Genomic DNA, 12637 nt, shown 5'->3' on the forward strand with positions numbered 1-12637 from the left:
TTTTTTGGACTCTTGACAATGAGCTGATTATGTTTATAATAAAATCAGAATTAATTAAACGCAATAGATTCAGTTATCCAGAACTTGTTGGTCGCGTGCTAGGTAAAGTTTCGATTCATTCGAAAGTTTAAGCAATGCAATCAGTTGAGACAATGCTGAATTTCGGAGATTTGGAGCCGCCTAGAGGGTGGTTTTTGTTGTTTAGAAAGAAGGATTTCCCGCGAAGTTCCTCCCAGTTAAGTCTTCCTGAGTGGTCGGCGGTTTATTAAGCTGGGAAATTGAGCTCAAAATTCGGGTGATTTGAGTACTAACCCTTCTCTTCAAGTTGAATAGGCTGTTTTCAGACTGCCCCCGGTTGGTTGTCAACAGAACCAGTGAAGGATTAGTCCAGATTAGTTTCCTTACTTGAAGTTGCTTTTGAGGTTTAATTTCTCAGAACGTGTGATTTGCCTAGTATTGTTGGCTTAGTTGTAAGGTGCTTTAACTGCTAGCCTTTCCACTCCGGTAAATGACTGTTCGGTAACGCCAGGTTTAAGAGAGTCGTGGATTCATTAATTCTCGAGGAACTTTGCGGGATTTATTTAGAGTTTAAGGCCACTTATTGAGTGGCTTTTTCTTCTGCCGACTTATCCAAACAGTGATTTATCAACATAAGGAGTCTAATAAGCATGATTGGCGACTTGAATTTCTTGGTAGATTCAATAAAGGATCAAGTAATCTTTTGGAGACGTCACCTGCACCGGAATCCGGAAGTATCTTATCAGGAGAGAGAAACCGCCCGGTTTATTTATCATACGCTCCTGACCTTTGGAAATCTTGAGGTGACTCGGCCTACAAAGACCGGCGTGCTGGCACGCCTGATTGGAAAGAAACCAGGTAAGGTGATCGCCATCAGGGCTGATATGGATGCTCTGCCGATTCAAGAGGAAACTACGTTAGCTTATGCTTCCCAAAACCCCGGAGTGATGCATGCTTGTGGGCACGATGCTCATATTGCTATGCTCTTGGGAGTGGCAAAGATTTTCTGTGGTATGCAAGAAGATATCAAAGGGGAACTACGCTTCATCTTTCAGCATGCCGAGGAATCATTCCCCCCCGGAGGGGCTGAAGAACTTATTCAAGCCGGGGTGATGGAAGGAGTAGACGCGATTATTGGCGGGCATGTATGGGTACCTTTAGAAATTGGTAAAATAGGTCTCACTTATGGTCCAATGATGGCTTCGCCAGATTCATTTTATCTCACAATTAAAGGGAAAGGGGGACACGGAGCGATACCCCATCAAACGATTGATGCCATTTTAATTGGTGCAGAAGTGGTAGTTAACTTGCAGCATATCGTTGCGCGAAACATTGATCCCTTTGATCAGGTCGTAATCTCGGTGTGTCGGTTTGTGGGCGGCACAACTAATAACATTATGCCAAACCAAGTCCAAATAGACGGCACGATTCGCACATTGAATTCCAAGCTGCGCCAAGAGGTTCCGCTCTTGCTCGAGCGAATAGTCAGAGGGGTTACGTCCGCTCACGGGGCGGACTATGATTTGAAAGTTATTCAAGGTTACGGACAGGTGATTAATGATGAGCGTGTCGTTCGAGTTTTAGAAAAGACAGTGCGTGAAGTCATGGGGGATGCGGCGCTGGAGTTTGTCCGCCCCAGCATGGGTGCGGAAGATTTTTCGGCGTATATGCAAAAAGCCTCCGGCGCGTTTTTCTTCATAGGCGGAGGGAACAAAGAGAAAGGATATGTTTACCCGCATCATCACCCGTGCTTTATGATTGATGAAGATGCCCTCCTGAACGGTATGAAAATCTTTATGCATGCTGCGATAAAACTGCTGGCGTAAAGAGGGATAGCTGTTGATCTGCGAAAATATTTGGTGATATCACTTGACAAAAAATTAGACTCTGTTATAATAAAGATAGAACCACTTAATTGCATTAGATTCAGGTTATCATGAACTTTTTGGTCGCGTGCTAGGTAAAGTTTCGATTCTTCGAAGGTTTAAGCATTGCAATCAGATGAGTCAATGCTGAATTTCGAGAATTGGAGCCACCTAGAAGGGTGGTTTTTATCGTTCAGAAAGAAAAATTTCCCGCAAAGTTCCTTCCAGTCAGTCTGAGTTGAGTTTACCTTTCCGGTAGTTGGCAAGCTAAAAATCGAGTCAGAATTCGGGTGATTGAACAACCTAAACGTTTCTACTTTGAAAAGGCCGTTTTCAGATTGACCCAAGTTGGGTGTCTATAGAACTAGTGGAGGATTTGTCCAGATTAGTTACCCGCCTTACGATGTTTTTGATTGGTTAAAGATTAATCTCGAGCCGTGTATCCATTAATTCTGGAGGAACTTTGTGGGATTCAATTATTAATGAATGGCCACTCACTTATTGAGTGGCCTTTTCTTTACTTAGGAAAGGGCAGTTGCCCATTAATTTGCGGGTTAAGGAGGATTGTGTAATGCAGATACTTTATACAGTTATATGGTCCCTGGTTCTTCTGGTAATCATCGTTACGGCTGTAATATTTTCCTTTGGCTTTATTTTAATAGCAGCGGCGGCGGGGAGTTTGTTTGGAATCTACCGCTATTACTTGAGGAGAAGAAGATCAAGTGAACTCAGAACGAGGCCATACACCTATGGAGAAGTTATCGATTTGCAGGCCGAAGTGATTCGGGAAACGATTGAGGCGAGAAAACCTGATGAAAGAAAATAGGGAATCTATCTTTATCTTAGACAAGCCATAATCTGCTCTACCGGGAGTTTCTTCCGGACATGATTATCCACGCCGATCATGGTTTTGGCCTGGAACAAAGCATTTAGACAGGCCTCCTCGGAGGCATCAACTACCGCCTCGATGAAGGGGTCGAGAAACATTGCGTTGTCCATGATTTGGGGTTGTGCTTTGGGATGAATCCAGGGATAGTTGGAAATAACCATGTCAATATCCCCGCTGCCCCAGCGACTGATACCGCCCACTCTGCTTAATCCCAACTGAGGTCTTTTAGCCAGGCATTTTAACTGGGAGCAGGTCAGGGGAGCATCGGTGGCAATAATAGTAATATTTGAGTTGCCGTTCGACGGCGTTTCATTTTCTTTTACCGGAAACATGCGACCAAAGGGGATGCCCTTTATTATTAAATCTTTGCGCTGACCAAAATTGCAGACCATTAACACCCCTAAAGTCCAGGTTCCCAGGCTGTTATTCACGATGCGGGAACAGGTACCTACCCCGGACTTGTAAGCAAAGGTACTCATTCCGACACCTGCTCCGACGTTGCCCTCCGGAACCTGCCCGCCGGTGGCTGTGGCGATAGCCTGCCAGGCATGTTCCGGATGCACATGCCTGCCTCTGATATCATTTAAATACCCATCGTCACATTCATATACCGAAATATTCGGGGTCCGTTCCGAGATACCCACTCCAGGGTTGTGTTGGAGCACCCAGTCAATTCCGCCCTCTAAAGCTGCTCCAACGCTCAGCGAATTGGTGATTAAAATCGGGTTTTCACAAATCCCCAGTTCCTCTATATACATCATGCCGATAGACTTGCCGTATCCGTTGAACGGGAACACTGCCGCCGGACATTTCCGGGTGTACAAGTTACCGCCATGTGGCAGGATTGCGGTGATCCCGGTGCGAACTGGTCCCTGGCCGGGGATAAGCCTGCCCTGACCCCGGATCAGACTGACGTGACCCACAGTGACGCCGGGCACATCGGTTATGGCATTGAATTTGCCGGTAGGCAGGGTACCAAAGTCCAGGCCCAACTCCCTCGCTCTAATCCCAACCACCCCCTCACAAAAACTACCTCATATATCCTATGGGTTAGTTTTTGTCTTTATTCCGGGAGAAGGCGGACGGTCTTTGACGGCGTTTCTCTTTGAGTAAAACTGAGTAATTAATCTAAAGAGTGGTATAATAATATAAAAAATGCAGGAGGTAAGTTATGAAAAAGCTTCTCATAATATTTAGTTTACTCTTATCCCTTGTTCTTCTAAGCAGTTGCGCAAAGGTGAAGCCTGGTGAGGAGAATAAATCAACTTCTCCGGATACTAAGGCCGAACAACATACTATCAAGGATTACTATGCTTATCAAGAAAACGTAAAGTATGTGTACGAGGGTCAAGGAAATGAGTACGCCTCTTTCACTGTCTTCATAGATTATATATCGGGGAACCGTGTTCAGCTAAGATCTAATAACGGTGGTACGGAAATGGTGAAGGTTCTGGAAAATAAAGATGGCGAGCTAAGAATACTTCTATCTAAAGGGGAATGTTATTATAGGGAGAATTTCACCCAAGTCCCTGGCAGTAATGTGGAAATTCTCTTAAAAGAACCCTTAACGCTGGGAACCGGCTGGACCCTGGCGGATGGCAGAAAACGTTCCATTACTAATCTGGAAGCGAATGTTACTACTCCCATGGGTACTTATCAAACGCTGGAGGTTACGACAGAGGGGAAAGAAGGTAAAACCCAGGATTATTATGCACCCAATATTGGTCTTGTGAAATCAGTTTACATCTCAAATGGATTTGAGGTTTCTTCTACTTTAAGCAAACTGGAGACCAATGTTCCATTTGTGCAAACTGTCAGATTTTATTATCCAAATGCCAATGTCGATAAGCTTTATTATGTAAATAGGCAGCTTTCCTTTAAGACTAATGACATTACAAAAACTGTATTCGAAAATACGTTTAAAGATTTGCCTAAAGGCGGTTTAGCCAAGGTGTTGGGTCCTAATGTTAAAATTAAAAGTCTATTTTTAAATACGGACAACGTGGTTTATATAGATTTCACTAAAGAGTTGCTGAGCGAAATGAATGCAGGTTCCGGCTATGAAAGCTTGATTTTACAAAGTATTACTAATACAATCGGAACGTATTATGGCGTTGACAAAGTCTATTTGACGGTTGAAGGTAATCCTTACGTTTCCGGGCATATCGCCATGAAAAAAGGGGAGTTCTTTACTGTAAATTCTAAAAACAGCGTGGAATTAAAATAGGGTTGAGGAGCTAATCCTATGCATTTTCCTGTTTCCGGTGTCGATGTATTACCCATTATTCCGCCAATGGCGGCCTTATTAATATCCTCATTGACGGCATCTGCCGGTGTTTCCGGGGCGTTTTTGTTATTGCCCTTTCAAATGAGTGTATTGCATTATACGAGCCCTTCGGTAAGTCCCACCAACCTGATTTACAACATTGTTGCCATTCCTGGCGGTTTGTACCGCTTTATCAAAGAAGGACGTATGGTCTGGCCCCTCACATGGTCGGTGGTCATTGGAACCCTACCGGCGGCCTTTTTCGGAGCCTGGATTCGTATTCGCTACTTGCCGGATCCCAAAACTTTTAAATTCTTTGTGGGGTTGGTGTTCTTATTATTTGGTTACCGGATGCTCTCAGATGTGATGGGCTGGAATAAAAAAGTCAAAGAGCGAAATAAAGTGATGCAGGATAAGTTCGCCGAACAGGTGGTAAAGCTCAAAGTAGAGAATTTCCGCCGAATTGCGGCCGGCCTGCCCGCCGAGGCAGTGGTAAAAACCAAATTTATTTCCGGGAAAAGGATTGAATACGAATTCTGGGGTGAAACTTATTCTTTCGGCACGCTGTCCATCCTGGCGATATCCTTTATTGTAGGTCTAATCGGCGGCATTTACGGTATTGGCGGTGGTTCCATTATTGCACCCTTCTGTGTGGCTGTGCTCGGATTACCTATTTATACCGTGGCCGGGGCAGCTTTGGCGTGCACTTTTATCACTTCCATTGCCGGAGTCATGTATTATTACATCCTGGCTGTATCAGGTATTGCCGACGGTGCGGCAGTGATCCCGGACTGGATGCTGGGTGTTCTCTTTGGAGTAGGAGGCCTGTTGGGTACTTATGTGGGCGCCCGTTTACAGAAGTTTCTGCCGGATAGAGTGATTAAAGTTCTCCTTACGATCCTAATCATGTTCGTAGCCACTAACTATATCAGCCAATATTTATTAAATTAAATCTTATTTTTATATATTGATTGCCCAAAATAGAAAAATGCGGACATTTATTTGATAAAATGTCCGCAAGCAGGGGGTATAAAATGAATTTATTTGCAGGGCTAGAGTCGCAAGAAATACTGATCGTAGTTTTAGCGATTGTTGCCGTGGGGTTTTTCCTTAAAAAGTTATTCAAATTGGCCATTACGATTGCGATTATTATTATTCTTGTATATTATGGATTACCGATCCTCCGGACTTTCGTCTAACCGTTGTTTGATTTCAACCAGGAAGTTGCGTGTATTAACGACCTTCTTATTGGTTACCTCAGACAGTTCTGCTAAATCCTTGGTCATGACCCCTTCTTCAATAGTCTTAATGGAAGCCGCTTCTAGCTTCCCGGCAAATTCCGCAAGTTCTGTAATTCCATCAAGTTCAGCGCGTTTACGCAAAGCCCCGCTCCAGGCAAAAATGGTGGCCATGGAATTGGTGGAAGTTTCCTCTCCTTGGAGGTGTTTATAATAATGCCTTGTGACCGTACCGTGAGCCGCCTCAAATTCATAATAACCGTTTGGAGATACCAACACAGAAGTCATCATGGCCAAGCTGCCAAAAGCAGTGGCAACCATGTCGGACATGACATCGCCGTCGTAATTCTTGCAGGCCCAGATAAAACCGCCTTCTGATCGGATAACTCGGGCAACGGCGTCGTCGATTAGAGTGTATAAGTATTCAATTTTGGCTTCTTTAAACTTGAACTTGTACTCTTGGTCGTAAATATCCTGGAAAATATCTTTAAAGGTATGATCATATTTTTTAGAAATAGTGTCCTTAGTTGCGAACCACAGATCCTGTTTTGTGTCGAGGGCATAATTGAAGCAAGTCCGGGCAAAGCTGGCTATGGATTTATCAATATTGTGCATCCCGAGAATAATTCCTTTGCCCATAAAATCAAAAATGGTCTGGCGAGCTTCGCCGTTCTCTCCGCTAAAAACAAGCTCAGCTTTGCCTGGGCCCTCTACCCGATATTCAACGTCCTTGTAGATATCACCATAGGCGTGTCTGGCAATCGTGATAGGTTTTTTCCAGGTGCGGATAAATGGTTTAATGTTGTTAACAATTATCGGCGCTCTAAAAACAGTTCCGTCAAGAATTGAACGGATAGTGCCGTTAGGGCTTTTCCACATTTCTTTAAGGTTATATTCTGAGATCCTTTGAGCATTGGGTGTGATAGTGGCACATTTTACCGCCACGCCATATTTTATGGCAGCAAGGGCTGAATCAGTTGTAATTTGGTCATTAGACGCATCTCTTTTCTGTAAGCTCAAATCATAATACTCAGTTTTAAGGTCAATATAGGGTTCTATTAATAATTCTTTAATCCATTTCCAAATAATGCGGGTCATTTCGTCCCCATCCATTTCTACCAAGGGGACATTCATTTTAATTTTGGCCATTTTTTCTCCTTCCAAATCATAGAGGTCAGTAATACTTTTATTCGACATAAAACTTGTTAGTCCTTTATTAAGTTTTCAAGGTTCTTCGTAACTTCAGGTGGGGTAGAGCCCCCATCTGAAGCCTCGATGTTCAGCTTTAGCGTAAGCGAGTTCGCTAACGGATAATTAGTTCTAAAAACAGGACTAAATGACGGAGAAACCCTTGCTCCATAGCGCGGAGCGAGCTATGGAAGAACTGTCCCGGGTGTGATAAAATAACTGTTAACGAGGGAGGAAACACTTTAAGTGAGAGGAGTCCTGATATGCGCTACGAAGGAACGGTCTATCGCCCGCCCAGTGAAGCCAACAGCTTGCTGATACAAGCAACCATCGGTTGTCCTCATAATAAATGTACTTTTTGCAAGATGTATAAAAGGACAAAATTTCGGATCCGACCTGTTGCGGACATTAAAGAGGACCTGCTAACGGCCCGCGATTATTACGGCGATCTGGTTCAGACGATTTTCTTTCCGGATGGCAACACAATTGTTATGAAAACGGACCAGTTGGCGGAAATCCTTAATTATGCCCGTGAACTATTTCCCTTTTTGAAACGTATGACGGTCTACGGCTCAGCTAAAATTTTAAAATTAAAAAAACCAGAGGAGTTACGTCTTCTGAAGGAAGCGGGCTTGACGCGCATTCACTCCGGAATGGAGAGTGGAGATGACGAAGTTCTGAGCAGAATACTAAAAGGCTTCACCGCCTCAGAAATGATTGAAGAGGGACTCAAGGTTCGAGAAGCGGGAATTGAACTGAGCGAATACATCCTGATTGGGATTGGCGGACGTGAACGAACCCGGGAACATGCCCTGGAAAGCGCCCGTGTGCTTAATGCTTTTACCCCGGACTTTGTCCGCTTACGCACTTTTATCCCGTACAACGGAACCCCTCTTGCTGATGACATTCAACAAGGACGCTTTCAGATGCTCAGTCCCCACGAAGCTTTAAAAGAAACCCGTCTATTGATTACTCATTTAGAAGGTCCTTTTGAATTACTTAGTGACCATTTTTCAAATTTTGCTTGGGTTAATGGCCGCATACCTGAAGACAAGTCAACAATATTAGAAACCCTCGATCAGCTCTTGGAGATCCCGGAGAAGGAATTTAGAAAGGCGGATTCTCACTACCTTTAAGGAGTACAACAGAGGATTTACTTTTTTGATACCAGTCAGAAAGTATAACTTTCAGTTATATACTTTCTGGAAGCATATCCGGATAAACCACCACAGAAAAAGCCCTTCACGTTTCAAACGTAAAGGGCTTTCTTTCTCATGACTCAAGGGAGAGAAAAAAAGTGTAACAAGCTCTCGTCCACGTCTATAGAATACAAATAGGAAACTTTCAAAAAACGAAACGGAGTTGAACACAATGAAGGGTGTAATCAAGCTGACGCTTTGTCAAAAAGGCTGTTGTCCAACCGTAGAATTTGATACGGACAGCGTAATCATCAAAGATGATAATGGCGGAAAAGTATCCCTAACCATAAGTCAGTTTAGAATTCTCTTAGATCAATACCAGAATATTCAAGGTGAAGCGTAATGCTTTTTAATATGCTGTTAACTTTAAGCATCCGATTCTTCCTCTTTGATTTTGTTTTGTTTAAAGGTATAAGAAATTATCTTAACTCAAAAGGGTATTTCTTTAGAAAACTCTTTAGTTGTCCTTTCTGTCAAGGGTTTTGGTGCGGTCTGGGAATTTTTCTGACTGCGCATAGGGTCTCCTTTAATCTAAGTTTTCTACTATCCATGCTGTGTTTTGGCTTTGTCACGGCATATCTTAGCCTAATGACTACCGCCATATTTTATCCCTTAATTGATAAGTTTGAGGAGAAAAACAGCACCCCTTGATAATCACCAACAATGCATAATTAATTTGCCGGATAATATTTTTCTTTTTTGGGCTTATTTACTCCCTGGCAGGGGTGTATTTGATAAGCTTATTTTTTATCGTGCATTTCCTTCATCTCCCCTGTGCTCAATGGTCCATACTTATTCCAATCTTCGGGTGTCATTTTGCGAGAGATGCATTCACTATTTAAAACAATTGCCGTGCCTGAGGATTTGCGCTATACTTGTCGAAAGAAAAATGATGCGGGAGGGTGCCATGAAAAAGGAAAACATCAGCGGATTAAACGGTTACGATATCCCGTGCATGAATAATTTGAGCGGCGGCGAGAGAATGGCCGTCATTATCAGCCATGGTTTCGGGAGCAGCAAGGAAAGTCCGACCGCTCAGGCTGTTGCAGCGGCGCTGCCGGAACACGGTATAGGGACGTATGGCTTTGATTTTCCCGCCCACGGCGACAGTCCGGCGGACGGTGAGCAGTTTAGAATATTCAACTGTCTGAACGACCTGGCCTCAGTCGAAGCTCATGTACGTGAGCTTATGCCCGAAGCGGAGATCGCCTACTTCTCGTCCAGCTTCGGCGCGTACATTAATCTGATCTATTTGGCGAAACGTCCGCACGCAGGTAAGAAATCTTTCCTGCGCTGCGCGGCAGTGGACATGCCGAGGTTTAGAAATCACACTACGCCGGAGCAGTATGCGCAGCTTAACGCGCAAGGCTGCATCACCTTGGATTTTGACTATATTCGCCCTCTAAAGATCATGCGGGAATTCTACGACGACCTTGCGGCGCACGACTTGTTCAAACTCTGCCGGCTGGATATGGCGGAGCTGGCGATGATCCACGGCGATGCCGACGAGACCGCCCCGGTGGCGGACGCGCGTCGCTTTGCCAAGCAGTTTGGGGCGAGACTGACTGAAGTCAAAGGCGCTGATCACCGCATTACGATTCCGGGCGGAATGGAGCTGGTCATCGATGCCGCGGTGCGATTCTTTAGCGCGAAGTGATTCCCCAGTAAAATACTTCAGCGTGAGAATGAATGGTCAAGCGTGGATTTATAAGAAAAATAAATATATAGTAGAGGTAAGCTTTGTTTATCAATAGGAAATACTTCTTAAAGAATGCTCCATTTAGCGGAGCTCTCCTGGAAACTAAATGGAAAACGTGGTACACAAGCGGATGTGGAGGTATCTTATATGACAGAACAACCAAACCTGTTACCACTGCAAGGCTTGACCGGTGAGCAGGCTAAAAACTTACAGAGACAGTTTGGAAAAAACGAACTGACAGCGGAGAAAAAGCAAAGCTTTTTCAGTAAAGTAATACATATTATCGGTGAGCCGATGTTCCTGCTGTTAATTGTCGCTGCGATTATCTATTTTATTTTAGGGGAACCGCGCGACGGTGCAATTATGCTTATATTTGTGGTTGGGATCATTAGTATAGATGTCATACAAGAATGGAAAACAGATAAAACATTAAATGCCCTCAAAGACTTATCCGCCCCGCATGTCACCGTTATCCGGGATGGGGAAGAACAAATAATTGCCAGTGCAGACCTGGTGCCGAACGATTTGATGATCATTACGGAAGGTGTCAAAATTCCCGCTGATGGGGATGTCGTTAAAGTAAGCGATCTTTGTGTAGATGAATCAACTCTTACGGGTGAAGCCGAGGGCGTTTGGAAAGTCACCATGGACAACAATGCTAAAAACAACACCGATTACTGGCGCAAGGACTATTGTTATGCGGGAACGTTAGTTACCCAGGGTAGTGCCACAATCCGGATTAAGCACATTGGCGCGGCAACAGAATATGGCAAGATCGGTGCTCATCTGGCATCTGCTCCCGAAAGCCCAACCCCTTTACAAAAACAGACCGCTAAGCTGGTAAAGCTGTGTGCGGTGGTTGCAGCTTTCCTGTTCGCCTTGGTGAGCATAATTACCTATTTTAATATCCCTGATCATGTGTTCAGTGACAGAATCGTAGAAAGTATCCTCGCCGGCATTACTTTGGCAATGGCGATGATCCCGGAGGAATTTCCTGTTATCCTAACCGTGTTTCTCTCTATGGGCGCCTGGCGGCTTGCTAAAAAACAGTCGCTGGTACGCAAGCTTCCCTCAGTGGAAACGCTGGGGGCCGTAACCGTACTGTGTGTTGATAAGACCGGTACAATAACTATGAATGAAATGACTGTGCGCGAGACTTGGACGGCGGATTGCGACATCTTCACATTATGCGAAATAATGGGTCTTGGCTGTGAGACTGAAACCTATGATCAAATGGAAAAAGCGATGCTTGCTCACTGCGAAAAGCTTGGCATTGCCAAAGACCATCTTTTTGGGGGCGAGTTAATTACAGAATATGCATTTACCAATGATCTTAAAATGATGGGGCATGTTTGGAACCATGAAGGCGAGATAATTATTGCGGCCAAGGGGGCAGCAGAGAGTATACTCTCAATTTGCCGGATGACTGACACAGAACGGCGTCAGGCAGCGGATAAAATAGCTGAGATGGCAAAACAGGCCCTGCGGGTCATTGCCGTAGGTACTATGAAACTTAACAGTAAGTCGGAAATACCTGCTGCTATTACAGATTGTACTTTAAAATTCTGCGGCTTGATTGGGCTGGCTGATCCGCCCCGGGAATCGGTGCCGGGAGATATCCGGAAATGCACCAGGGCCGGCATTCGAGTGGTTATGATTACCGGTGATAACGGGATCACTGCCAGCAGTATCGCCAAGCAGGTTGGTATTCCCAATAGTGAGAAAATCATCACGGGCGAGGAACTTAACCATATGAGCGATAATGAACTGCGTGAACGTGTCCGTGAGGTCAGTGTCTTTTCCCGAGTCGTGCCCGAACATAAAATGCGAATCGTGAAAACGTTGAAGGAAAATGGTGAAATTGTTGCCATGACGGGTGATGGGGTCAACGATGCACCGGCACTTAAATATGCGGACATTGGTATTGCGATGGGTAAGCGCGGCTCTGAGGTATCGAGAGAAGCCGCTGATTTAATTTTGATGGACGATAATTTTTCCACTATTGTTGACACAATTAGGGATGGCAGGAGAATATATGACAACATCAGAAAAGCAGTGGGATATGTGTTTACTATTCATATTCCTATTGCCTTTGCCGCACTGTTGGCGCCGTTTCTAAATATCAGTCCTGTCAGTTTGTTGTTATTGCCGGTTCACGTTGTGCTGCTGGAACTGGTTATTGACCCCACCTGCTCGATTGTGTTGGAACGTCAACCTGCCGAGCGTAACATCATGGAACGCCAACCAAGAAGTCCAGAGGAAAAGATTCTTACTC

Annotated in this window: 11 protein-coding genes; 9 read left to right on the top strand and 2 right to left on the bottom strand. The window is 44.5% G+C overall.

Annotated features, from left to right (window positions below; genetic code table 11):
- The first annotated feature begins 668 nt into the window (after positions 1–668).
- Positions 669–1844, top strand: coding sequence for a M20 metallopeptidase family protein (locus AC6I5A_RS10810; protein ID WP_034615605.1), 1176 nt, complete (start codon positions 669–671; stop codon positions 1842–1844).
- A 610-nt stretch (positions 1845–2454) separates the two neighbouring features.
- Positions 2455–2709, top strand: a complete 255-nt coding sequence (locus AC6I5A_RS10815) for a hypothetical protein (RefSeq protein WP_034615608.1) — start codon at positions 2455–2457, stop codon at positions 2707–2709.
- Between the two features lie 11 nt (positions 2710–2720).
- Here AC6I5A_RS10815 and AC6I5A_RS10820 read toward each other — a convergent pair whose 3' ends face one another.
- Positions 2721–3788: a P1 family peptidase gene (locus AC6I5A_RS10820; RefSeq protein ID WP_052168028.1), complete on the bottom strand. Its 1068-nt coding sequence runs from the start codon at positions 3786–3788 to the stop codon at positions 2721–2723.
- A gap of 155 nt (positions 3789–3943) precedes the next feature.
- Here AC6I5A_RS10820 and AC6I5A_RS10825 point away from each other — a divergent pair, with 155 nt between their 5' ends.
- From AC6I5A_RS10825 to AC6I5A_RS10835, 3 genes are all read left to right on the top strand, one after another.
- Positions 3944–4999: a GerMN domain-containing protein gene (locus tag AC6I5A_RS10825; protein ID WP_034615611.1), complete on the top strand. Its 1056-nt coding sequence runs from the start codon at positions 3944–3946 to the stop codon at positions 4997–4999.
- Between the two features lie 18 nt (positions 5000–5017).
- On the top strand, positions 5018–5989 hold the full coding sequence (locus tag AC6I5A_RS10830) for a sulfite exporter TauE/SafE family protein (protein WP_034615613.1): 972 nt from the start codon (positions 5018–5020) through the stop codon (positions 5987–5989).
- Positions 5990–6072: 83 nt separating this feature from the next.
- The gene (locus AC6I5A_RS10835; RefSeq protein WP_034615615.1) at positions 6073–6237 is read left to right on the top strand and encodes a hypothetical protein; all 165 of its coding nucleotides are present in this window, start codon (positions 6073–6075) and stop codon (positions 6235–6237) included.
- Here the strand turns inward: AC6I5A_RS10835 and AC6I5A_RS10840 are convergent.
- Entirely contained in the window at positions 6211–7425 is a 1215-nt protein-coding gene (locus AC6I5A_RS10840) for an NADP-dependent isocitrate dehydrogenase (RefSeq protein ID WP_034615648.1), read from the bottom strand. The genes AC6I5A_RS10835 and AC6I5A_RS10840 overlap by 27 nt on opposite strands.
- A 302-nt stretch (positions 7426–7727) precedes the next feature.
- Between AC6I5A_RS10840 and AC6I5A_RS10845 the strand changes: the two genes are divergently transcribed.
- The 4 genes from AC6I5A_RS10845 to AC6I5A_RS10860 all read left to right on the top strand — a co-directional run.
- On the top strand, positions 7728–8600 hold the full coding sequence (locus AC6I5A_RS10845) for a radical SAM protein (RefSeq protein ID WP_034615617.1): 873 nt from the start codon (positions 7728–7730) through the stop codon (positions 8598–8600).
- A 235-nt stretch (positions 8601–8835) separates the two neighbouring features.
- Positions 8836–9006 (top strand): hypothetical protein, encoded by a 171-nt coding sequence (locus AC6I5A_RS10850; RefSeq protein ID WP_497900671.1) that lies wholly within the window; start codon positions 8836–8838, stop codon positions 9004–9006.
- Between the two features lie 564 nt (positions 9007–9570).
- The gene (locus AC6I5A_RS10855; protein ID WP_034615621.1) at positions 9571–10320 is read left to right on the top strand and encodes an alpha/beta hydrolase; all 750 of its coding nucleotides are present in this window, start codon (positions 9571–9573) and stop codon (positions 10318–10320) included.
- A gap of 189 nt (positions 10321–10509) precedes the next feature.
- On the top strand, positions 10510–12637 hold a 2128-nt coding region (locus AC6I5A_RS10860), incomplete at its 3' end, for an HAD-IC family P-type ATPase (RefSeq protein ID WP_497900672.1).

Source organism: Desulfosporosinus sp. Tol-M2, assembly GCF_059735615.1.